At 37.5% G+C, this 24,360-nt stretch carries 21 protein-coding genes; 8 read left to right on the forward strand and 13 right to left on the reverse strand.

Annotated features, from left to right (window positions below):
* Window positions 1-1,641 carry a methyl-accepting chemotaxis protein gene (locus tag AC2IP4_RS04870; protein ID WP_486310619.1) on the forward strand — a complete coding sequence of 547 codons (1,641 nt, stop codon included), beginning with the start codon at window positions 1-3 and terminating at the stop codon, window positions 1,639-1,641.
* Between the two features lie 209 nt (window positions 1,642-1,850).
* Here AC2IP4_RS04870 and AC2IP4_RS04875 read toward each other — a convergent pair whose 3' ends face one another.
* The 6 genes from AC2IP4_RS04875 to AC2IP4_RS04900 form a co-directional block, all read right to left on the reverse strand.
* Window positions 1,851-2,483, reverse strand: a complete 633-nt coding sequence (locus tag AC2IP4_RS04875) for a YccT family protein (RefSeq protein ID WP_375322682.1) — start codon at window positions 2,481-2,483, stop codon at window positions 1,851-1,853.
* Window positions 2,484-2,556: 73 nt separating this feature from the next.
* The gene (locus tag AC2IP4_RS04880) at window positions 2,557-3,147 is read right to left on the reverse strand and encodes a porin family protein (protein WP_105055027.1); all 591 of its coding nucleotides are present in this window, start codon (window positions 3,145-3,147) and stop codon (window positions 2,557-2,559) included.
* Between the two features lie 157 nt (window positions 3,148-3,304).
* Window positions 3,305-4,054 (reverse strand): phosphate ABC transporter ATP-binding protein PstB, encoded by a 750-nt coding sequence (gene pstB, locus AC2IP4_RS04885; RefSeq protein WP_486310620.1) that lies wholly within the window; start codon window positions 4,052-4,054, stop codon window positions 3,305-3,307.
* A 71-nt stretch (window positions 4,055-4,125) separates the two neighbouring features.
* Entirely contained in the window at window positions 4,126-4,983 is an 858-nt protein-coding gene (gene pstA, locus AC2IP4_RS04890) for a phosphate ABC transporter permease PstA (RefSeq protein WP_375322681.1), read from the reverse strand.
* A gap of 4 nt (window positions 4,984-4,987) precedes the next feature.
* Window positions 4,988-5,914, reverse strand: coding sequence for a phosphate ABC transporter permease subunit PstC (pstC, locus tag AC2IP4_RS04895; protein WP_486310621.1), 927 nt, complete (start codon window positions 5,912-5,914; stop codon window positions 4,988-4,990).
* Window positions 5,915-5,989: 75 nt separating this feature from the next.
* Complete coding sequence (locus AC2IP4_RS04900) at window positions 5,990-6,811, reverse strand: phosphate ABC transporter substrate-binding protein (RefSeq protein WP_375322680.1); 822 nt, start codon at window positions 6,809-6,811, stop codon at window positions 5,990-5,992.
* A gap of 416 nt (window positions 6,812-7,227) precedes the next feature.
* Here AC2IP4_RS04900 and AC2IP4_RS04905 point away from each other — a divergent pair, with 416 nt between their 5' ends.
* Entirely contained in the window at window positions 7,228-9,345 is a 2,118-nt protein-coding gene (locus AC2IP4_RS04905; RefSeq protein ID WP_375322679.1) for a sensor domain-containing diguanylate cyclase, read from the forward strand.
* 46 nt (window positions 9,346-9,391) lie between these two features.
* Here AC2IP4_RS04905 and moeB read toward each other — a convergent pair whose 3' ends face one another.
* Together moeB and moeA are read right to left on the reverse strand one after the other, a co-directional pair.
* Window positions 9,392-10,141, reverse strand: a complete 750-nt coding sequence (gene moeB / locus AC2IP4_RS04910) for a molybdopterin-synthase adenylyltransferase MoeB (protein WP_375322678.1) — start codon at window positions 10,139-10,141, stop codon at window positions 9,392-9,394.
* 13 nt (window positions 10,142-10,154) lie between these two features.
* Complete coding sequence (moeA, locus tag AC2IP4_RS04915) at window positions 10,155-11,399, reverse strand: molybdopterin molybdotransferase MoeA (RefSeq protein WP_375322804.1); 1,245 nt, start codon at window positions 11,397-11,399, stop codon at window positions 10,155-10,157.
* Between the two features lie 153 nt (window positions 11,400-11,552).
* Here moeA and folE point away from each other — a divergent pair, with 153 nt between their 5' ends.
* Window positions 11,553-12,206 carry a GTP cyclohydrolase I FolE gene (folE, locus tag AC2IP4_RS04920; protein WP_105055020.1) on the forward strand — a complete coding sequence of 218 codons (654 nt, stop codon included), beginning with the start codon at window positions 11,553-11,555 and terminating at the stop codon, window positions 12,204-12,206.
* Between the two features lie 99 nt (window positions 12,207-12,305).
* Here folE and cls read toward each other — a convergent pair whose 3' ends face one another.
* Entirely contained in the window at window positions 12,306-13,760 is a 1,455-nt protein-coding gene (cls, locus tag AC2IP4_RS04925; RefSeq protein WP_375322677.1) for a cardiolipin synthase, read from the reverse strand.
* A 308-nt stretch (window positions 13,761-14,068) separates the two neighbouring features.
* On the opposite strand from cls, the gene AC2IP4_RS04930 reads away from it, so the two are divergent.
* The 3 genes from AC2IP4_RS04930 (at window position 14,069) to ltrA (ending at window position 18,901) form a co-directional block, all read left to right on the forward strand.
* Complete coding sequence (locus tag AC2IP4_RS04930) at window positions 14,069-15,499, forward strand: sodium-dependent transporter (RefSeq protein ID WP_375322676.1); 1,431 nt, start codon at window positions 14,069-14,071, stop codon at window positions 15,497-15,499.
* 372 nt (window positions 15,500-15,871) lie between these two features.
* Window positions 15,872-16,996 (forward strand): ISAs1 family transposase, encoded by a 1,125-nt coding sequence (locus tag AC2IP4_RS04935; protein ID WP_375319889.1) that lies wholly within the window; start codon window positions 15,872-15,874, stop codon window positions 16,994-16,996.
* 669 nt (window positions 16,997-17,665) lie between these two features.
* Window positions 17,666-18,901, forward strand: coding sequence for a group II intron reverse transcriptase/maturase (gene ltrA / locus AC2IP4_RS04940; RefSeq protein WP_486310622.1), 1,236 nt, complete (start codon window positions 17,666-17,668; stop codon window positions 18,899-18,901).
* 155 nt (window positions 18,902-19,056) lie between these two features.
* Here the strand turns inward: ltrA and AC2IP4_RS04945 are convergent, their stop codons facing one another.
* The 4 genes from AC2IP4_RS04945 to AC2IP4_RS04960 all read right to left on the reverse strand — a co-directional run bounded on the left by AC2IP4_RS04945 (window position 19,057) and on the right by AC2IP4_RS04960 (window position 22,075).
* Window positions 19,057-19,455: a YchJ family protein gene (locus tag AC2IP4_RS04945; RefSeq protein ID WP_486310623.1), complete on the reverse strand. Its 399-nt coding sequence runs from the start codon at window positions 19,453-19,455 to the stop codon at window positions 19,057-19,059.
* A gap of 15 nt (window positions 19,456-19,470) precedes the next feature.
* Entirely contained in the window at window positions 19,471-20,673 is a 1,203-nt protein-coding gene (locus AC2IP4_RS04950) for an EAL and HDOD domain-containing protein (protein ID WP_375322674.1), read from the reverse strand.
* A 114-nt stretch (window positions 20,674-20,787) separates the two neighbouring features.
* Entirely contained in the window at window positions 20,788-21,513 is a 726-nt protein-coding gene (gene lpxH, locus AC2IP4_RS04955) for a UDP-2,3-diacylglucosamine diphosphatase (protein WP_105055016.1), read from the reverse strand.
* Between the two features lie 64 nt (window positions 21,514-21,577).
* The gene (locus tag AC2IP4_RS04960) at window positions 21,578-22,075 is read right to left on the reverse strand and encodes a peptidylprolyl isomerase (protein WP_375322673.1); all 498 of its coding nucleotides are present in this window, start codon (window positions 22,073-22,075) and stop codon (window positions 21,578-21,580) included.
* 148 nt (window positions 22,076-22,223) lie between these two features.
* Here AC2IP4_RS04960 and cysS point away from each other — a divergent pair, with 148 nt between their 5' ends.
* Both cysS and AC2IP4_RS04970 read left to right on the forward strand, forming a co-directional pair.
* Window positions 22,224-23,612, forward strand: coding sequence for a cysteine--tRNA ligase (gene cysS / locus AC2IP4_RS04965; protein ID WP_486310624.1), 1,389 nt, complete (start codon window positions 22,224-22,226; stop codon window positions 23,610-23,612).
* A gap of 81 nt (window positions 23,613-23,693) precedes the next feature.
* Entirely contained in the window at window positions 23,694-24,272 is a 579-nt protein-coding gene (locus AC2IP4_RS04970; RefSeq protein WP_375322672.1) for a thymidine kinase, read from the forward strand.
* The last annotated feature ends 88 nt before the right edge of the window (window positions 24,273-24,360 follow it).

Here is a 24,360-nt window from a genome sequence, read left to right on the forward strand (position 1 = left end):
ATGAAGTTAGCAGGACGTTTGTCAGTAAAAACAAAAATAGCATTGCCAATGGTAGCTATTGTTTTTTTATTCAGTATTATTTCAACTCTTAATGTGATGAAGCTAAATGAGCAAGCGGAGGTTAATTACAAATTAATCGAGCTTGTTCAACCAGTAAATGAATCTTTAGAAGATGCATACCGAGATCTTTATCAAGTTACCGCTGCAGCACAAGGTTTAATGCTTTCAACCACGAAAGCAGAAAGAGATCACCACTCGTTTGAATTTAAAGATAACGCCTACAAAGCGATTCCTCGTTTAAAAAAAGTAGAAGTCTTATATCAAGAAAATATCCTACCTTTAAATACTCAATTTGAATTAACTACGTTAATTAACGCGGCTGAAAAATGGGTCTCTCTCTATGAGCCTTTGTTTTCAAACCCTGATGATGCTCAATTCTATTATGAAGAAAATAATAGTCAGTTAGAAGACCAGTTTAAGATTATACGTAAGCAACTGAAATCAATTAGTAAGTTAATTATGAGTGAACAGGTCAAACTAGGAGAGCAAAGTCATTATGGGATTAATTCAGGTAAAATAATTTCTGAGGTTGGTGCCATTAGTGCTGTGATTTTTGGCTTGTTTGTTATTTGGTTATCAATTAACTGGATTGTGAAACCAATTCAGTCATTAGAGCTAGCAATGTCAGAGGTAGCTTCTGGCGAAGGAGATCTTACAAAGCGCATCGCGGTTACCTCAACTGATGAAATTGGTAAACTGGCACAAGCGTTTAATTTATTTGTATCAAAGATTCACGGCACAGTTTCAGATGTGATTGTATCGTCTAATACCGTTCGTTCAGAAATGGATAATATTCAAGTATTAACAAACAATATCGCTAAATTCTCTTCAAGCCAGCAACAAGAAAGTGAAGTGGTTGCAGCTGCTGTACATGAAATGCAAGTGACGAGTAATACGGTGAATGAAAATGCTAATGAAGCGGCGCGCGCAAGTTTAGGAGCAACAACAGAAGCCGATACGACAGAAGCCATTTTACAACAAACCGTGGTATCGATTGAAGGATTGGCTAATGAGATCACTCAAGCAGGTACTGTAATTCATACTTTGGATAGTGATGTATCAAACATAGCATCAATTTTAGATGTAATTAAAGGGATTGCAGACCAAACGAATTTATTAGCGTTAAATGCAGCAATAGAGGCTGCACGAGCTGGCGAGCAAGGACGCGGTTTTGCGGTTGTTGCTGATGAAGTAAGAGCGTTAGCAAGTAAAACACAAGACAGTACTGGTGAAATTGAAAAGATGATTGAACGCTTACAATCGGGAGCGAAAGAAGCGGTAGTTGCGATGGAGTCGAGTACTAAAAGTGGCAAAGAAACGATTGATCTAGCAAATGAAGCCTCTAAATCATTAAAACAGATCACAAGAGCGATTGTTATTATGAACGATATGAATACACATATAGCGACAGCAGCTAATGAACAAAGTCATGTTAGCGATGATGTCAACTCGAATGTACAGCGTATTGCTGATAATAGTACTCAAATGGTACAGATGGTGAATAGCTCCGAAAGTGCATGTGTTTCATTATCAGAACAGTGTGAGAGACTTGATGGTTTGGTTTCACAATTTAAAGTGTAATACCAATCGTAGTAAATTTTGATTGTAGAATAACTACTTATCGAAGCTATTTGTCGAAAAGTGCCGCCTTGTTCTCAAGCATTTTCCCTGCGCTATTTCTGATTGCTTACTTACTGTGATTGGTATAATTTTTAAATTTAAGTACTTATAAAAAATAGCCCACAATGATTGTGGGCTATTTTTATGTCTATTATATTTGTATAGAGCGTTTATTTATTTTGTAATAAGTAAGCGGAAAAACGGTCTTGCGTTTCTTTATCTGCTTTTTCATACCAGTAATGCAGCATTTGTTCAGCTGTATTCTGGCCTTGTTCATTTTTAATTTCTTTATGTGTTACGGTTACCATACCTTCTTTAAAAGCAGCAGGATCGTTAGTTGTATTGAATTGGGCTAGTTCAAATTGAATATTTCGACCAACTTGAACACCGTGATGGATAAGCTGTGATTGAGCGTAAGGGATCTCGGTATTATTTTGATCGATAAGTTGCCAATTTAAATCAGTATTAAAAGCTTCTGCTTTTTCTGGCGAATTATAGGTTGGAAACTTAAAGGTAATTTCTTTATCTGACGCTGAAAATTTAGAAATGATAATATCGCTAGAGACGATGATATTATCTTTACCTTGCTTAAAGACTGGGTTGTATCTAAATGCAATTTGGTGCACGCCATTCTCTAATTTAAGAGAAGATGAAGTAGAGAAGAAAGAGCTTTCTAATTCGACTTCTTGATTGTCAACCAACAGTAATTCAACATCTCCAGGAATAGTAAGTTGAATTGCAGCATTTACACTGACTGAAGTAAAAAGACAAAGGCTAGCAGCAAAGAGAGAATGAAATTTCATTATAAATACACCTAATCATTATTATTAGATTAAGTGTACTTAGATTCTAGTAATAAATAAACGCTTAACTGAATTAGAAATTATACGTTAATCCGAGATAAGTGGTCCCAAAGTCATATCCAATACCATCCATAATCGCACGTGCTATGTTGTGACCTGCTGTCAAAGTGAAATGTGTTGTAAAGTCATATCCAGCTTCAAAACCATAAGATAAGCCTAAGGCACTTTGGCTTTGGGCTCCTTTTCCTTTAAAACCTTTATTTCCTTCTTCTAAGTAAAAATCAATATCCATATCTAAGTAGTAATAGCCATACCCAAACATACTAGTGATAAAGAAATCAGATTCCAATATATAAGCTCGGTATTTCAAGTTTGCACCAAAAAAATGGGCATCGACATGACTCCTTGCAAACTCATTATCTTTCTTCCAGTCGTAATCAAAGCTGCCCATATTGTTATATTCAAGTTCAACAGACATATAAAATGTATCTGAAATTGGGAAATCATAACCACCTTTAATGTTATAACCACGATCAAGATCTGTTTGAACCCCAAGAAAAGTTACTGAAGATTCTTCGAGATTAGTTGTTATGTAATAGCCTGATTTATCAGCTTGTACAGAAAAAGAAAACAATATAAATGATATAAAACTCAATAACTTCATGCAATTATCCGTAATTTAATCTAGTTATCTTTATTATTCATAATGAATATAATAAATCCATAAACATAACAAGTTAATTACAAATTTTAACAAAAAAAAGCCCCTAGCTAGTAGGGGCAAAAGTTTCCATCGCTTTTGTTATAATTCAAAAATAGGATTAACCGAAGTCACCATTTACATAACCTTGGGTACGATCATCTTTTGGATTTGAAAAGATAATATGAGTATCGTCATGCTCTACTAATTCGCCCATCAAAAAGAAAGCTGTTTTATCTGAAATACGACGAGCTTGCTGCATAGAGTGAGTAACGATAACAATCGTATAATCTTTTTTAAGTGTTTCCATTAATTCTTCAATTTTATGTGTAGCAATTGGATCCAATGCAGATGTAGGTTCATCCATTAAAATTACATCTGGTTCCATAGCTATAGTTCGAGCGATACATAGACGTTGTTGTTGGCCCCCAGATAGTCCAAAAGCATGAGATTTTAAGCGGTCTTTTACTTCATCCCAAAGAGCGGCACTGCGTAATGATTTCTCTACTACCGCATCTAATACTTTCTTATCTTTAACGCCTTGTGCTTTTAAACCATACGCGACATTTTCATAAATACTCATTGGGAAGGGATTCGCCTTTTGGAAAACCATTCCTACTTTGATACGTAGGTCGGCAACGTCAATGTTACCGTAAATATCATCGCTATCTAGACTTACAAGCCCCGTTATTTTTACGCCTTCAATCAAATCATTCATGCGGTTCAAACAACGAAGTAGGGTTGATTTACCACAACCAGATGGACCAATTAACGCCGTCACTTGTTTTGCTGGGATCGGTAAGTTAATGCTTTTTAGTGCTTGGTTTTGACCGTAAAAAAGGTCTAAGCTTTCAATATTAAATTTGTTCATTTTAATTTCCTTACTGGCTGCAACTTCTTTTCGTGCAACCAGTGAATAAATAATGGGTAATAAGTTTTATATTAATGTGATGCTTTATTTATTTTTTGAGCTAGTAGCTTCGTAAGCATATTAATAACTAAGACAAGAACAATAAGTACTGTTGCTGTGCCATAGGCCTGATTCCATTCTTCTATAGTGAAGAGTTCAGTCGTTAACTTATATAGGTGAACGGTTAATGTTCTACCCGAATCAAATAATGAATCAGGGATACGAGCGACCATACCTGCGGTTAAGAATACTGGCGCAGACTCACCGATTACTCGACCGATACTTAAAATAACTGAGGTTAAAATGCCAGGCATTGCGCTTGGTAAAATTAAACGCCAGATAGTATAGATTTTTGATGCTCCTAACCCATAAGACCCTTCTCGGAAGGTTTGAGGAACTGCCATTAATGCCTCTTCTGTTGTTCGGATAATGACAGGTAAAATAAGTATACTTAGTGTTAATGCACCCGAAAGGATTGAGAAGCCTAGGCCTAAGATCCCCACAAAGAAAGTCATACCAAATAAACCGAAAATAATCGATGGAATGCCCGCAAGAGATTCAGTGCAGAAGCGGATAACTTTAACGAACTTACTGCCAATCTTGGCGTACTCGGTTAGGTATATTGCGGTCATTATTCCTAGAGGAGCAGCGACAGCAATAGAGGCTAATACCATATAGAGCGTAGCGACTATCATTGGGAAGATGCCGTGTTCTTCACCTGTACGAGTGTAGTCATCGGTAATGAATGACCAACTTACGTGTTGTAAGCCATTTGAAAGAATATACCAGATGATCCAGAATAAGAATCCAACGGTAATCGCGGCTGATAGCCAGATTAATCCCGCGGCAATCTGATCTTTTATTTGACGTTGCTTTTTAAGTTTATTCATTGTCTTATTTCGCCGTTTCACGATTTAAGTAAAGAAGAATGCCGTTAAGTGACATGATGAAAACTAACAGAACAACACCCGTTGCGTATAACGCGTTAGCATGGATACCACTTGCGTATGACATTTCAATTGCGATGTTTGCGGTTAATGTTCGCGCTGAATCTAAGATACCTTCAGGCATGGCAGGGGCATTACCCATAACCATAATGATTGCCATCGTTTCGCCTAATGCTCGAGCAATACCTAAAATTACGCCAGTCATTATGCCTGAACGAGCAGCAGGAAGAAGGATGCGGAATATGGTAAATATTTTAGATGCCCCGAGTGCCAAAGACCCTTCTTTATAAGTGGCAGGAACTGCTCTGATAGAGGTTTCTGATACCGTAATAACGGTAGGTAAGATCATTACTCCTAGCACGATAATACCAGCCAGAATGGTGTTACCAGCAGGAACTTGAAAGACGTCTTGAATAAGCGGAACGATAATAACAAGACCAAAAAAACCATAAACAACTGATGGGATACCAGCCAGCAGCTCAACGGCAGGACGAATGATATCAGCAACACGTTTAGGGGCGATTTCTGCAATAAAAATAGCCGTTAGTATTCCAATAGGCACACCAACAAGAACGGCACCGAAGGTTGACACAACAGAAGCAACAATCATGGTGAAGACACCATAGAGCGCAGGCGGTAGCCAATCTTGACCAAGTACAATACCGCTTACACCAACTTGTTGGAATGCTGGAATACTTTCTTTAACGATGAAGTAAGCAATAGTTGCTAGTGAAACGATACCAATAACAGCACAACTTAAAAATAAACCGTGAAAAATTCGTTCTCTCCAATCCACTCGCTTTTTTTGCCTTAGCGGGCTTTTTGAAGGGGTATCTTGATTTACTGAATTTTGATTATTCATTGCGATGGTCATAAAAATACTCACATGTCGAAAAATTCGAAATGGAAAAAGCCTGACCTTCGCAGGTCAGGCAAATTAAGGTAGAAATTAGTTAACTGAGATGTAGCCTTTCTTTTCAACTAGGTTTTGAGCTGTTTCTGCTGTCATCCATTCTAGGAATTTTTGAGCTTCAGCTGATGGTTGTCCTTCTTTGTATAGGACAAGGAAAGGGCGAGATACTTTATATGTACCATTTTTAATATCGGCAACGCTTGGTACTACATTATCAATTGAAAGTGCATGAACAGAGCTATCTACAGTGCCTAAAGAAATGTAACCAATAGCGTATGGATTACTTGCAACCATTGTTTTTAAGGCGCCATTGCCATTAGCAACTTGAGCTCGTTGTGAAATCGCTGAAACTTTCATACCTGATACTTTTTTCTTTAGGCTCATGATGTCTTCAAATGCGCCACGAGTACCAGAAGCGGTGTCACGAGTAATAGCAACGATTGGTTTGTCTGCACCACCAACTTCTTTCCAGTTTTTCACTTCACCTTTGTAGATAGCAGTTACTTGTTCAGAAGTTAACCCTTTTAATTTATTACTTGGGTTAACCACAACAGCGATGCCATCGTGTGCAACTACTAATTCTTTTAGTGTTGATTCTTTTTCTGATGCTTTAAGGTTACGTGATGACATACCTAAATCTGCAGAACCATTCTTTGCCGCTTTTACACCAGCTGAAGAACCAGGACCTTGAACTTCGATATACACGTTTGAGTGATCTTTCATGTAAGTTTCAGAAAAAACCTCCATTAGAGGGGTCACGCTGCTTGAACCAACGGCAGAAATAGTTTCTTTCGCTGATGCTGGTAATGCTACTACTGAACTCAGAATTGCTAGTGCGCCGATAACTGACTTTTTCATTTTCATTTCCTTTATGAGGCATACGTGCCGGATTAAGTTGACGAGGTCACTTTAGGAAATTTATATGACAGTAATATTTCAGTTTTCTTAAAAGTGTATGACAAGGCTATATTTATTTTTTTAAGGAAATGTTTTTTATCTATTTGTTTTTAATTATCATGGAGATATGTTTTTTCTTTGTGTTTTTAATGAAAAATAAATAATACTTTTATTCATGATATTATAAGAAGATACTTCATGTATGGTTAATTTTTTGGTGATATTTCAACCAATGAGAATGTAATCGTTTGTTATTTAATCAACTTTTTATTGATGTGTTTCGCAAATAAATAAACGGCGCTAGTGGTTTATTCGCTTATTTTTTTTAAAATATGCATTATTGTGTATTAATCCGAATTGGGTGCTGATAAATAAAAATGATTCAGAGTCTTGAACTGACTAACGCTGAGAGTAAACAAACGTTAGAGCAAAAAATAATTCAATGTCATGATAGACAAATCATTTCGGATCTTCTTTTTGAGTACTTCTCATCTAATTTTGAAGCGACATCAGCAGCCATTATTTCTCTTCGTAAAGACAGCTATGATTATCATGAAGATTATATATATGGTGATGACTTACCTTTAGACCGTATTCCTATGAGCCTTTGGGTTTGGGCTAGTCAATTTGGCAGTAGTGATGGGCTAATTTCTATTGCTAGTAATAGCATTGGCTGGGATTACAGACAAGCATTGAGTCATAACACATTCTTGTTTGTATTAGATAGCCATACCAGTAATCGTACCTATTTAGTGATTGAAAACATAACGATCTCTCCTGAAATTTTAGCTGAACAGCATAGGCTGAACTTTCTATACATCGCTGCATCTCAGTGGCAATGTATTAGAGCTGAAAGGAATGCGAGTAATGAAATTCGCTTAAGAGACATGAGAGCGGCTAAATACTTAGATGAGATAAAAGAACGCGATCTTTTTCTTGATAAAATGAAACTAGTCCAAAATATCTCTCTTAACTTATCAAAACATGAAACATTGGATGAATTGTTTAAAGCGGCGGTTGAAGCCGTTCGAGATGATATGGGTTTTGATCGTAGTGTATTTATGCTACTGGATTATAAGCAGAGATCCTTTAGTAGTACATATGGGACAAATGAGAATGGAGAGACGGTTCGAGAGCATCATAAAACATACGACTTAAATCAATTAGAACCTTCTTATATTGATGCATTATACAGCCGTTCAGAAACGTTAGTTGTTGTTGAGTCCGCACCACTTTATACAGCAGGGGAGGTTGTTGGCGAAGGATGGAATGCGATGTTGATATTAAGGGGGGAGAATTACCCTGTAGGTTGGTTAGCGTTAGATAATTTTATTAATCGTGAACCAATTACTATTTATCAGCAAGAGATGTTGAAGTCTTTTGCAGCATTATTATCTCAGATTTATATTAGAAAACGACGTGAGCAAGCGGTACGTTTATTGAATATCAGTTTAGTCGGTTTCTCTCGTTGTGAAACATTAAGTGATGTATGTCAAAGTGCAGTTTCTTTTGCTATTAAGCATTTAGGAGTAGACCGTCTTGGCATTTTATTAACTAATGAAGACTGTACAAGTTTGCAAGGAACATGGGGGACAGATCAGCAAGGCAACACCGTTGATGAATCTTATTTCTATAGTGAAAATTTAGATGTAGTTCAAGAAGCAATAGATAAACCTGAAACACTTATATATACAGAATCAGCCCCTATTTTTCATGACATGGAAGTGATTGGTTTTGGGTGTAAAGGCATTGCATTAATACAAACTACAGATAAGAAACCCTTTGCCTTTGTTGTTGTAGATAACTTTTTGACGAAGAAAGTTCTCAGTACAGAAGAAAGAGAAATAGTTAATTTATTTATATCTACATTAAGTGAGGTCTTACAACGTACCCAAGCAACTGAACGTTTAGAGAAATTAAATAAAGAACTAGAACTTAAAATTAAAGCGAGAACAAAGCAGTTAGAAACAATGAATGAACAGTTAGAGTTATTATCTTTGCAAGACCCTTTAACTGAGCTTGGTAATCGGCGACAGTTTGAAAAAAAATTCAATCAGATATTAAAAACACCAAATGCATCAAACGTAGCTGTGCTTTTAATTGATATTGATTTTTTTGGACTTTATAACACTTGTTATGGGCATTTACAGGGAGATAAAGCACTGTTGATGCTCGCAAGGATTTTAAATGATACTGTTAATGCGCTTCCGGGAGCTTCTTTTTGCCGTATAGGTGGGGAGGAGTTTGCAGTGTGTTTATCTGGCGTTAATATTGATGATTTAGAACAAATAGCATGTCGTATTCAACATCTATTAGCGGTTAAGAAAATTGAGCATAACTTAAGTTCTGTTTCTGAGTTTTTAACTGTTTCTATTGGTTGTATTGTTGCAAACAAAGCCGTCAAAAGTATCGACCATATATATCATGAAGCGGATATTCAATTATATAAAGCGAAAGAAAAAAGGAATTCAATCTGCTGTAAAACGGTTAATTAAAGCTACTTATTTTTAGTAGATAAGTAGCTTTAAATGACCAGTGAACTTATATAGAGCATACCGAACATGAAGATTGCTTCATCAACTTCATTTCACGCCAGTTCATTGAAAGGGCATCTAATATTAGTAATTTATTGATCAGCGGTTGGCCATAATTAGCTAATACTTTAATTGCTTCCAAGGCTTGAGTTGCGCCAATAATCCCAACGACAGGGGACATTACTCCAGCTTCAACACAGGTTAATGCTTGTTGACCAAATAAACTGCTTAAGCACTGATAACATGGTTCATTATCTTGATAAGTATAAACGCTTACTTGACCTTCCATGCGTATCGCTGCACCAGATACCAATGGTGTTTTTGACTCAAAGCATAAGCGATTTAATTGATTACGAGTATCTACGTTATCAGTACCATCTAGTACTAGATCATGATTAGTAATAAGTGTACGTAACTCATCATCAGATAAGCGCTTATCAAGAGTATCAATATGGCAATGAGGATTGATGCGATTCAATGCCATTTTTGCAGAAATAACTTTTTTACCTCCAATGGTTTCATCGCAATGAAGAACTTGGCGTTGGAGATTAGAGAGTTCAACAATATCATCGTCCACTAAGGTGAGCTTTCCCACACCCGCAGCTGCTAAATATTGGCTCGAAGTACAGCCTAAACCGCCAGCACCAATAATTAGAATTGAACTTTCTTTTAAGCGTTCTTGACCATCAAAATCAAAATTTCTTAGAATGATTTGACGATTGTAGCGCAACATTTCTTGATCGGTTAATTCAGCCATCTTTAAATGCTCTTTAATACAAAGAAGAGTTAAACAATTCAATAGTGACCATTTCGCCCGCTTCAACACGGCCGCGCTCGCGTTCTAACACAACAAAACAGTTTGCAACACTCATTGAGCTGAATGCGCCTGAACCTTGGTTGCCTGTTGTTGCTACTTCAAATTGTCCTTGAGCATTAATAGAGTAAATGCCACGCTGATAATCTGTACGGCCTGGGCGTTTCTTAAATAGTGTTGTTGAGACGGCAGGGATGGATTGTGGTGCTTCCCACTTTGAGTGACCCGCTAATTTCGCTAACATTGGCTGAACTAACACATACATGGTTAGCATCGCAGAAACTGGATTACCTGGTAATCCGCAGAAATAAGAATGTGGTAAATTACCAAATGCGAACGGTTTACCCGGTTTAATCGCGAGCTTCCAAAAGCCAATTTTCCCGAGTTCATCTAAAATGTCTTTTGTATAATCAGCTTCACCAACGCTTACTCCGCCAGAAGTAACGACAACATCGGCTTCTTTATCTGCTTTTAAGAACACTTCTTTTAGTGTTTTTGGGCAATCAGGGATGATACCTAAATCAATAGCTTCGCAACCAAAACGTTCGATGAGTACTTTGATACCATAGCGGTTACTGTCGTAGATCTGACCATCTTCTAATGGTTGGCCTAACGGTTTTAGCTCATCACCGGTAGAGAAGAAGGCAACTTTTGGTTTTACTACCACTGGAATATCATTAATGCCTAAAGAAGCAATTAGAGGGATATCTCGTGGTGTTAAGCGATGGCCTTTTTCTAAAACGGTTTGTCCTTGAGCAACATCATCACCAATTGGGCGGATATTGGTTTGTGGTTTAACATCAGCTAAAGACAGATCAAAGGTAATGTTACCGCCTGAATCTGAAGTCAGTTCTTGCATAATAACGGCGTCACAACCCTCAGGGATTTTTGCTCCGGTCATGATTCTGATGGTACTTTGTGCTGCCCACTTTCCTTCAAAGGGGATCCCTGCAAATGATTTTCCTGTTAGAGGCAGTGTTAAGGATTGCTCTAAGTCAGAGATACGAACGGCATAGCCATCCATTGCAGAGTTTGCAAAAGGAGGAACATTAATTGGAGAGCAGATATCTTCAGCTAAAACAAAACCAATCGCATCAGAAAGCGGTAATGTGTTTGTATTTGAGATAGGGGAAACTTGAGATAAAAGGGTGTCCAAAGCGGTTTCTACGGGGAGCAAACCTTGAGTTGCGCAGCAATCCATCATGATACTCTCTAAATTAATAGTAATAATGACTGCACATTATCATATTTTACCTCTGAACATCTAATAGACCCAGTAAAATCAGGGTGTATTTATCTGACAGAGCGAGTATCCTTAGCAAAGTTCAATTGATTAGGTTATTTGGAGTATACGATGTCATCATTCAGTGAATCAGCCATTTTAGTGCGTGATGCCCTTATCGCGCGTGGTCTTGAGACGCCAATGAAGGAAAATGGAATTAGTCGTGAAGAAAAAAAAGAACGTATAGAAGACCACATGCGTGAAATCTTAACGCTGTTAAGTCTAGATCTTAGTGATGATAGTTTAGAGGAAACGCCTCACCGAATTGCTAAAATGTATGTAGATGAGATTTTTTCTGGTTTAGATTACGCGAATTTCCCTAAAATTACTGTCATTGAAAATAAGATGAATTGTGATGAAATGGTACGAGTGAATGATATTACACTTACTAGTACTTGTGAGCATCACTTAGTCACTATTGACGGGAAAGCAACGGTTGCTTATATCCCTCGTCAGAAAATTATTGGCTTATCTAAAATTAATCGTATTGTTCGATTCTTTGCGCAGCGCCCACAAGTGCAAGAACGCATGACTCAACAAATTTTAGTTGCGTTGCAAACGTTACTTGGTAGTGATGATGTTGCGATAACGATGGAAGCTACGCATTATTGCGTTAAATCTCGTGGCATTATGGACGCAACAAGCAGTACAACAACCACTGCTCTTGGTGGGATTTTTAAACGAAACCCAGCAACAAGACATGAGTTTTTAAGCGGTATTCGTTAATAGAAATATGATATTTAAAAGCCCGTCACTTAAATGCTAAGAGACGGGCTTTTTTATGTTTATTAGATTTTCTTATATTAAGTTTTGGAATTAGTACTGTTAAAGCAATGGACTAAACATAGAAAAGAATCGTTCAGTAAAACGATGCGGTAAATTACGTTGTTGCCAAGTTGCTAAATCAACAGGTGTTGATTGATCTAAGTAACTATCAAGAACCCATGAGAGTTGTTTAGTAAATTCAGGATCATCGACAATTAAACTTACTTCAAAGTTGAGCCAAAAACTTCGCATATCTAAGTTGACGGTACCAATAATACAATGGCTATTATCAATAACGACGGATTTGGTATGCAATAGCCCTCCATTAAATTCATGGATTTGAACACCGGCTTTAAGTAGTGTCTCAAAGAAAGATTTAGATGCCCAACTCACCATCAATGAGTCATTTTTCTTCGGTAAAATTAATTTAACTTCAACTCCTCGATGTGCTGTAGTTCGTAATGTATGAAGCAATATTTCACTAGGCACAAAATAAGGAGTTGTGATCGTAATTGATGCTCTTGCTTGATTAATTGCAGTGATTAGAACCTGTTGAATAATATCATCAGGCATCCCTGGCCCTGATGGAACCACTTGAGTTGTGTGATTGAATGGGTCTATTGAAATAGGACATTCAGGTAACGTCGGTAATTCTCTGATCCCTGTTTCTACTTCCCAATCCCACGCATGAATCGTATTTAACACTGCGACATTAGGACCAGTTAAGCGGATCATTACGTCAACCCATTGCCCAACCCCTGAGTTTTGCTTGAAATATTGAGGATCAACTAGATTCATTGAACCAGTATAAGCAATCATATTATCGATGACGACAATTTTACGATGGAGACGTAAATCTAACCGTCTAAAAAACATACGAAGAGGGCTAACACTGAGTGCTTCTACAATATTGACGCCTGAACTTCTAAGAAGCTTAGGCCAATGACTTTTAAAGAAATCGATACTTCCTGCCGAATCTAAAAGTACATTAACGACAACGCCACGTTTTGCTGCTTTTATTAATGCACTTGCAACACTGTCAGCTAGCCCCCCATGATGCCAAATGTAAAACTCCATATTGATTTCATGTTCTGCTTTTTCAATATCTCTAACAATAGCCGTTAAAATTTCAGATGGTGTATTTAATAGCGAAAGAGTATCGCCACTCAACGCGGGAATACCTAATCTATTTGAGCAGAGATTATGAATTGTTGAGATTCTATGAGAAATAGATTGAGGTTGGTGGTGCTGACAATTATGGACTTGTGCAAACCATTCTTCATAAGGAGTAAACATAGCTCTAGCTCGTTCACCACGGGTTCGGCCAAGATTTAGTTCTCCAATTAAGAAATATGCCATTACCCCTAATACTGGAATGATATAAATGATCATTAACCAAGCTAAAGAGACACCAACAGGTCTTGGTTTAAAAACAACACGTATCGTTACACCGGCGACGAGTAGCCAATATAAAATAAAACCAATAAGAGTAAGTGCTTGATAAAATTTATCCATTAGCCTTTGTCATTGAGATAGTAAATGAATCTCTATTAAATCAGGTGTTGTAGGAAAAGAGTAGATAAGGAGGGAAAAATTTACAAAATAAAATTCATTGCTGGTTTTGTAAACATTTAAGTTAAAAAAGAGAGGTGTACGTTAAAAAATGTAACATAAGGGGGTTTCAATTTTATTCCTAAACTGTTTTACTTGCAATATTGAGCGTTAACCCAACCTTTTATAAGTGTATACTTTTTTGTACACCATTTTGATGCTCATATACAAACACAGCGCATATATAACGATATAAAATATTTGGAGAACTTGTGGCTATGAGTAATACCACTAATCCCCGTGATACCTGGGGTTCAAAATTAGGATTTGTAATGGCTGCGGCAGGATCTGCTGTTGGTTTAGGTAACATTTGGAAATTCCCATATACAGCCGGAGAAAATGGTGGTGGTGCATTTGTTGCTATCTATTTATTCTTCGTGATTTTTATTGGTTTTAGTGTGATGTTGACTGAATTTGCTATCGGCCGACGAACTCAAAAATCTGCAGTAGGTGCATTTAAATCGACAGATCGTCGTTGGACTTTTGCTGGTGTTATTGGCGTTGTCAGTGGTCTATTGATCATGGGCTTCTACCCGGTAGTTGGTGGTTGGGCCATTGCTTATATTGCTAAAGTAGGTACGGGGCTTTTAGATACTCCCTCCGCTATTGGCGATAGCTTTGGTGCTTTTATTTCGAACCCTGTAGAGCCGCTTATGTGGATGGGGCTATACCTATTTCTAAACATTGTTATAGTAATAAAAGGGATTTCTGGTGGTATAGAGAAAGCCGGTAAAATATTAATGCCTTTACTGTTTCTTATCTTAGTCATTGTTTCTGTAAAAGGATTAATGCTTCCAGGTGCGATGGCTGGTCTTGATTTCTTATTTAGTCCTGATTTTTCTAAAATTGACAGTAATGTAATTCTTGCTGCGTTAGGTCAAGCCTTCTTCTCATTATCTCTTGGTATGGGTTGTATGATGACTTATGGTTCTTACCTGAAGAAAAAAGAGAATTTAGTTCAAACAACCGCGATGGTTACGGCAATGGATACAGGTGTTGCTGTTCTTGCTGGTGTCGCTATGTTCCCTGCAATGTTTGCATTTGGCATGGCGCCGACAGCCGGTCCAGGTTTGGTGTTTGTTGTTGTTCCACAAATATTCGCCGAGATGGGTGGCCTGATTGGTCTTCTGCTTGCCTTATTATTCTTTATTGGTTTAAGTGTTGCAGCATTAACGTCTTCAGTATCTCTACTAGAAGTAGTCGTTTCTTACTTAATTGATGAGAAGAAATTTACTCGAATTAAAGCGGTAATTGCTGCAAGTTCTGTAATGGCTATTTTATGTGTGTTTGCTTCATTATCTTTAGGTGGTCTTGGACCAACATTGTTTGATACTGGTGCGTTTGATATCTTTGATTTATTAACTGATAAGATATTCTTAGCCGTTGGTGGTATGTTGGTATGTATTTTCGCTGGTTGGAGATTGAAACGTGAAGATCTTGAAGATGAAGTAACCAATGGCGGTGAAATTAAATTCCCACTATTTGGTTTATGGTACGCATTGGTTAAGTATATTATTCCTGTTGCAATCGCAATCGTTGCATTCATGGGGATTTCATCTGGCTTTGATGGTGGTAAAGGTCCAATCATGCTGTTAGGTGTTGCTATTATTGCTGGTTCTGCGCTTATTTCTAAGAAGTTCTAATTTAAGATAAGTGGCAGTAAATATACAGAACTATTAAATATAAACGAGAGTCTTATGACCCTCGTTTTTTTGTTTGCCCAGCAAAGCTGGCAAACCCGTCTGCTTGCAAGATAGCAGAGTCACCCCGACTAAGGGGAAGACAATCTGAATGGCAAGGGCGTCACTGGCTAACGGTGAGGTCTGAAGGAAGCCATAGGAAGTTAGATGTACACAACTAACCGTAACCTGTTTCGGCGGGATTGGTGGGCAGGGTTCCCGCATGTTATTTACGCGGATTTTCTTAATTTTTCGGGATAAAAATTTAAAAATAAGTTGAATTTGGCGATCTGACGTGATCTTATACTGTTTAGATAACTAAATGAGATTCAAAAGATGAATTACGACGAATTCAAAGACCATTTTAACATATTAAGTGATAGCCGTCAGAAACGAAAAATCACTTACGATTTCTTCGAAGTTTTGTTCCAAGTGGTGACAGCCATGTTGTGTGGAATGAAAACCTGGGATGAGATAGAAGCCTTTGGAGAAGAGAACTTAGAATGGCTTAAAAAGTTCAGTCCATATTTATCAGGCATTCCAAGTCAAGATACAACGGCTCGCATTGTTGGATTGGTTGACCCAGATGAATTTTCTCTTTGTTTTACTCGATGGTGTAACGACATTCAAAATGAAAAGTCGTTAGAAACCAATCATATAGCTATTGATGGGAAGTCTTTAAAAGGCACGTATGATTATAGTAAGAAGAAATGCCTAACACATATGGTTAATGCTTATTCTGTTGATACTGGTCTGGTTTTAAGTCAACTAAAAACGAGCTCGAAATCGAATGAAATAAAGACTATCCCTGAGTTGCTTAAATTAATCAGAGTTAAAGGTCGAGTAATTAGTGTTGATGCAATGGGTTGCCAGAGAGCAATTGCAGAGCTAATAGTTGAACGTAAAGGGGACTATTTAATGTCAGTAAAAGACAATCAACCAAGTCTCCATAAGGTTTTTACTGAACACTTTTCGTTAGGGCAATTATGCGATTATGCGAGTGATTCTTTTGAGGAAGAAGAAATTTGTCTACGGGGTCGTAAGACCTTAAGAAGTTATATTGTTGTTCCATTTACGGATAAATATGGAGATTTTGCCTCTAAATGGAAAGGCTTAAAAAGTTTATGTATAGCAACGACTTATCAACAGAAAAACGGAGAGCCTTCGGGAAGTTTAGGCGTTAGATACTTCATTTCTTCTAAGGAAATGAAAGCAGAAGAATTTGGCCAATTATGCCGAGGCCATTGGGGCGTAGAAAGTATGCACTGGTGGTTGGACACTGTAATGAATGAAGATAACAGCCGGATCATCTACAAGCATGCATCAGAAAACCTATCTCGAATTCGTCAAATGTGTATGAATTTTATTAAGCTTGTAGAGATGAAAGGGACATTGAAACGAAGACAATTGAAATGCGCGTTAAATACTGAGTTTCGAGAGAGAGTTTTGTTTGGTACTTAAGGGTTTTTAACAATTTTGTAACTCACGAGGGAACCCTGGATTGGTGGGTAAGCGTCCAAAATAGCGCGAAGCCCAATACTTAGTCAGACCAATTCTGTGCTTGAGGGTGGCATATCTAACAGGGAGTCAGTGCAATAACTGGGGAAGCCTGGCATCTAAACTTAATTGTCAGTAAGTGGCTTAGATTCAAGAAGAAACTCAAGATCTAATGCCGATGTGAGGTGGCAGATGAACCCGTAGTAGTGAGTAAGGCTAGGCCTGTGAAAGCCAGTGATGGTGTGGAGGACAAAACCAAGCCGACTATCAGTAATATATCTGATAGAGTCAATTTGAGCCAAAAGCACTTATTGATTGCGAAGGGGGGAAGTGATTTATAAATTACCTTAAAGTGACGTAATTTATGATGGGTTCACGAATTACCAAATAAGGTAAAGTCTCTATTTTAATGGCTAAGGGTGATACTAAAGCTGTGAATAGAACTGGGCACGGGGAGTAAGTGTTTCTCTTTACTAGAGGCATAGAGGCGGTTAAGCATATTGCGAATAAAAGGGCGTAGCCTTGCTAGAAAACTTAACGCGACAACGAAATAAACCTAACCAACATAAATAAAGTCAGCAGCAGGTGATGTGAGATAATAATTTGAGAGTACACTATAGCCTTTACGGGCGCATGCTATCACTGCAAGCGCTTTACGTGGCATACAAACAAGTGAGAAAGAATGGAGGCGCAGCTGGTATTGACGGGCAGCGTATCGATGATTTCACACAAAATTTGGAAGTAGAGCTCAGAAAACTATTACTTGAACTACAAGAAAAGCGCTATCAAGCGCGGCCCGTAAAACGAGTTGAGATCGCCAAAGACGATGGCGGTATCAGGTTATTGGGGATCCCCACAGTTCGAGACCGAATTGTTCAACAATGTTTAACGAATATAATGACTCCCATATTTGACCCAAACTTTCATCCATCCAGTTATGGATATCGGGTTGGGCGAAGCTGTCATCAAGCCATCAGCAAAGCTACACTCTTTATACGTAAATATAATAAGCGGCATGTTGTTGATATGGATCTGTCTAAATGCTTTGACATGCTTGACCACGATCTGATAATCAAGTTCGTGCGAAAGCGCATCGTGGATGGCAGTATCTTAGGCTTGATCCGTCAATTTCTAAAAAGTGGAGTCATGGTTGGTGAAAACTGGCAGAATAGTGTAATAGGCAGTCCACAAGGTGGGGTGATTAGTCCACTACTTGCTAATATCTACTTAGATGAATTCGATCAAGAAATGATGAGGCGTAAGCATCGAATAGTGCGATACGCGGATGACATTTTGATATTCTGCACCTCGAAAAAGGGTGCAGAGAATGCATTAAAAGTAGCTAGCCATATTTTAGAAGTAACGCTAAAACTTAAAGTGAATGAGCGGAAAACCCATATAGCACATAGCGATACAGGTATTAAATTCTTGGGAGTGGAAATTTTTACAAATTACACTGCAGTTCAAGAAAAGAAGCTCAAAACATTAAAAGCGAAAGTAAGACAACTCACCAAGCGTAATGGAGGATTGAATTTAGCGAGAGTGCTAAAGCAACTGAATCCAGTGCTCAGAGGGTTTGTAAACTACTTCAAAATAGCCAATATTACGAGCACACTGAAAAGCCTTGCGGCTTGGATAAGGCGGAGATTGCGAGCGGTACAAATGAGTTTGTGGAAGAAGCGGTGCAGATTGCATCGTCGTCTTAAGCAACTAAAGTACAAACCGCCATTTAAGTCCATAAAAATGGACTCATGGCGAAACAGTGCGAGTCCGTTAGCAAGCTATGCGATGCCTAATCAGTGGTTCAAAAATCTAGGCTTGTATTCAATAGACGAAGTTAAAACAGGTGTACTCGCTTCTTTTTATTAAGAAATAGTAAATTGCAGGAGCCGTATACGAGGTCCGTACGTACGGTTCTGTGAGAGGGATGAGGCAAAAGCCTCACCCTACTCGATGATTTAATGGAAATGAAAAAGCCTGATATAAATATCAGGCCTTAATGTATTTTAATGTGAGAGTATGGTTTATTCAATCTCACCATCAACGTAGTACCATTTTCCATCTTCTTTTAGGAAGCGAGAGTGTTCTTTTAATTGATGTAATTGCCTATTTTCAGAATAGGTTGCTTTAAAAGAAACAAAACCTTCATCATCGCTAGTATCTGATAAGTGTGAAGATACAACTTTCAGTTTTCGCCACTCGATCTCTATGGATTCTTCTATACCATTTCTAAACTCTTTAGCGTGACAAGAGGGATGGTAAGTATCAATAATATATTGTGTCAATTGTTTCACATGAGCACTATAACGAGAACGCATTAGTAATTCTGGTGTTTTTGCTAATTCATGGTTGTTATGAATTGGCTCACAACAAACAGAATAATTTTTTTTTGTACCACATGGACAATGATTTTTTTTAGGCATAATAGCGTTTGTTCTCTATTTTTCTATGTCATCTACCCATTCGGCAGATTCTTTATAACAGGTTGTAAATTCTTGTTCTGTAATTTTCAAGGAAACACAACATTGAGATACGGTGTTCCAATTGGCTTTTTCATAACTTTCTATCGCTAAGATTAATTTACCTAAAGAACCTTGACGCTCTGTTAATGCTAGCTTTATTTCAGTCGAAATTGGTAAGTGTTGGATTAGACTATTCAAAGGTTGATCTAATAAAGGTTCTAATAGTGAGAACAAACCGACCAAAAATGCTTGGCTTGGCTCTAGGTTGATATTGGTTTTATTTACAATTAACTCACATAACTTTGCACGATGTATGGAAAGAGTATAAAGAGATTGTGGTTTGTGTTGTGTTGCATGAGCGACAGCAACCAGCGATACAAATTGACGTAACTTGGTTTCACCTAAATAGACCAGAGCCTGCTTAAAAGAAGTTATTGGTTTATCAATGACTGAAGAGGCATTAACAAAACGCAGTAATTTATAAGATAATGAGACATCTTGGACTAAGTATTTTTCAACGGCATTAAAGTCAACAATCGGTGCTGAGATTTCTTTATATAGCTGCATTATTGATAATTGATTTGGTTGAATCGCTCGCTGTTGAAACATTTCTGGTTTACTGAAAAAATAACCTTGAAAATAAATAAACCCAGCAGCTTTTGCTTGCTCAAATTCTTCATAAGTCTCTACTTTTTCAGCAAGGAAAGAAATATTATATTTTTCACAATGACGAATGAATAGTTTTGCTTTTAAAATAGGTGTAGTACGAATATCAAACTTAATAATGTCGATATAAGGTAAAAATGGAGTCCATTGAGGATTTGGTTCGAAATCATCAAGTGCTAATTTATAGCCGCGTTCTGCAAGAGTTTTAACTGCATTAAGTAAGTCTTGGTTTGGGATACAATCCTCAAGGATCTCAACGACTAGATTATGAGAGTTAAATAGCATTGGAACTAAGTTAATTAAACTTTGTTGAGGAAAATTTACAAAGCCTAATTTATCATTGATAGCATTACACTGTGAGCTTAAAAAGTGATCAGATAGTAATCGACTTGTTGCTTCTTCTGCTTCTACTGCTGGAAACGTATTTTTTGGACCATCTCGGAATAATAATTCGTAACCAATCGTATTTTTTTTGATGTCTAAGATAGGTTGACGAGCAACATATGAATACATAAAACGTTATTCTCTACAGCGTGTTGAATCGAAACTGGCCTAATCATAATCTCTTTATTAAGAAAAGACTATGATTCTCCTTATTACAGAATAAGAGTGGGTTATTAATGTGATTTATTTAAAACTTTTTTCATGAAGTGTATATATATTGTTCTTATATTCAAGAATCGAGCCTTGCGTATACCAATCCCCAAGTACAATACGAGTCATTTCTTGATCATTAAAAGTGAAAACATGAGTATCTGGACGGTGAGTGTGTCCATGAATCAATCTTTTTACACCTTCTTCTGACATCACTTTTTCAACCTCACTCTGAGTGACATCCATAATCGTTAATTCTTTATGTTGTTTCTTCTCTTTGATTTTATCTTGTACGTTTTTAACGATACGTTGACGTATAAAAAGAGGGATACGATTGAATACCCATTGGAGCCATGGTTGGTGAACTTTTGCGCGGAATTCTTGATATTTGATGTCATCAATACAAAGCGTATCACCGTGCATGATTAGAACTTTTTCGCCATCCATATGAATAACGGTGTGGTCAGCTAAAAGTTGCACTCCGGTTTCTTTACAAAAGCGCTTATTAAGTAAGAAGTCTCGGTTTCCTTGAATAAAGTAACACTCAACACCTTGTTGGGTTAACGCTTTAAATGCATCTTTAATTACAACATTAAATGGTGAGTTATCATCATCGCCAATCCAAAATTCAAATAAATCACCTAATACATAAAGCTTTTCTGCATGAATAGCTTCATTGCTCATAAAATCTAGAAAGCAATCAGTGATTTCAGGTCTAAGAGGGGATAGGTGGAGATCAGAGATAAATAAAATAGTCATAAAATGCTTTTGGTTTATTAGGATGATGCCAGCTCTAATTTATAAAGCTGGCATAAAAACAGAATTATTCTGTAATTGTAGTACCAGTAATGAATACTTCTTCAACTGGAACATCTTGGTGTACATAACCGTAGTTACCTGTTGCAACACCTTTGATTTTATTTACTACGTCCATACCTTCAACAACTTCAGCGAATACACAGTAACCCCAACCATCCATAGACTCAGATTTAAAATCTAGGAATTTGTTGTCATTAACGTTGATGAAGAATTGAGAACTTGCTGAATGTGGTTCCATAGTACGAGCCATTGCTAATGTACCTACTTTGTTGCTTAGGCCATTGTTTGCTTCGTTTTTGATTGTTGCACGGCCAGTTTTTTCTTCAAGACCAGCAGTCATGCCGCCGCCTTGAACCATAAAGCCATCAATTACACGGTGGAAAAGCGTGTTGTCGTAGAAACCTTCTTGACAGTATTGTAAGAAGTTAGCACAAGTTGCAGGTGCTTTATCTTCGTGAAGTTTAACTGTGATGTCACCAAAAGATGTGTGAAGGATGATCATGAAATTACCTTTGTAATTGTATTTAAATAGAATTTGATTTTACCTAAGATTAAGGAGGATCTACAGGGAATTTTCTTGCTATCATTACTTAATATAGGTTTAATAGCCTTTATATATCCTTTAAACAAATAATGAGTAAAAAAAGAGCATGTTGAAAATATATAACTCACTTACACGCCAAAAAGAAGAATTTAAACCAATTACCGAAGGTAAAATCGGTATGTATGTGTGTGGGGTTACCATTTACGACTTGTGTCATATTGGTCATGGCCGTACGTTTGTCTCTTTTGATGTGATTTCTCGTTATTTACGTTTTTTAGGTTACGATCTTACTTTTGTTCGTAACATTACAGATATTGACGATAAGATCATTAAACGTGCCGCTGAAAATGGCGAAACGTGTGATACATTAACTGAGCGTCTAATTGCTGATATGCATGCTGATTTTGACGCTTTAAATATGAAACGTCCAGATGTTGAACCAAGAGCAACAGAATACATTACTGAAATTGTAGAGTTAGTAGAGCGTTTGATCGAGCGTGGTTTTGCTTACGTTGCATCTAATGGTGATGTTATGTTTGAAGTGAAAAAATACGACGAATACGGTCGCCTTTCTCGTCAAGACCTTGAGCAACTTCAAGCGGGCTCTCGCGTCACAATTGAAGAAGCAAGTGTAAAGCGTAGTGGTATGGACTTCGTATTATGGAAAATGTCTAAACCAGGCGAACCAACATGGGAATCACCATGGGGTCCTGGCCGTCCAGGCTGGCATATCGAATGTTCTGCAATGAACTCTTCTATTTTGGGTAATCATTTTGATATTCATGGGGGGGGCTCTGACCTTATGTTCCCACATCATGAAAATGAAATCGCTCAATCATGTTGCGCACATGATTCTAAGTACGTAAATACTTGGATGCACAGTGGCATGGTAATGGTTGACCGTGAAAAAATGTCTAAGTCATTAGGAAACTTTTTTACTATCCGTGACGTATTAGCGCATTACGATTCTGAAACAGTTCGCTATTTCTTAATGTCTGGTCATTACCGTAGCCAATTGAATTACAGTGAAGATAATTTAAACCAAGCTCGTGCTTCACTAGAGCGTTTGTATACCTCTTTACGTGGCCTTGATTTAACCGTTACTGCTGCTGGTGGTGAAGAGTTTGTTTCTCGTTTTTCAACCGCAATGAATGATGATTTCAATACGCCAGAGGCTTATTCTGTATTGTTTGAGATGGCGCGTGAAGTAAACCGCCTGAAAACAGAAAATGTTGAAGCTGCCTCTAAGCTTGGTGCGTTGATGCGTGAACTTGCTGAAGTATTAGGCTTATTATCTCAAGATCCAGAAGCTTTTTTACAAGGCGATAGTGGCAGCGATGATGAAGTTGCTGAAATTGAAGCATTGATTAAAGCGCGTAATGATGCTCGTGCAGCAAAAGATTGGGCAGCTGCTGATGCCGCTCGTGATGCTATTGCAGCGCTAAATATTGTTTTTGAAGATGGCCCAGAGGGCACGACATGGCGTCGTAAATAATATAAACAGTTTTATATAAAGGGCTGGTATTTCCAGCCTTTTTTATTACCAAACTTTTAAACTTTAATAGAGGACACATTTGTGGCTCAAATGTACTTTTATTACTCAGCAATGAATGCGGGTAAATCAACAACACTTCTTCAATCGTCTTTTAATTACCAAGAACGCGGAATGAACCCTGCAATTTTCACTGCAGCTATTGATGATCGTTATGGTGTGGGAAAAGTGAGTTCTCGTATTGGTTTAGATGCGGATGCGCATTTATTTAATATTGATATGGATTTGTTTGAGGTAATTAAAACACTTCATGAAAAAGAGAAACTTCATTGTGTGTTAATTGATGAATGCCAATTCTTAACTAAAGAACAAGTTTATCAGCTGACAGAAGTAGTTGATAAGCTGCATATTCCTGCGTTGTGTTATGGTTTACGTACTGATTTTTTAGGTGAACTATTTGAAGGCAGTAAGTACTTGTTATCTTGGGCTGATAAATTAGTTGAACTAAAAACAATTTGTCATTGTGGCCGTAAAGCGAACATGGTTATTCGTACTGATGAGCATGGGGTTGCTATTGCTGATGGCGATCAGGTTGCTATTGGTGGTAATGAATTGTATGTATCAGTTTGTCGTACTCACTATAAAGAGGCGTTAGGTAAATAAAACCAGTGCCAATAGCAATGGATATGTAAATTCTTATAGTGAAGAAATTAAGGCCAAATCCATCGTAATGGATTTGGCCTTTTTATCG

The sequence above is a fragment of the Aliivibrio thorii genome (genome assembly GCF_057368585.1).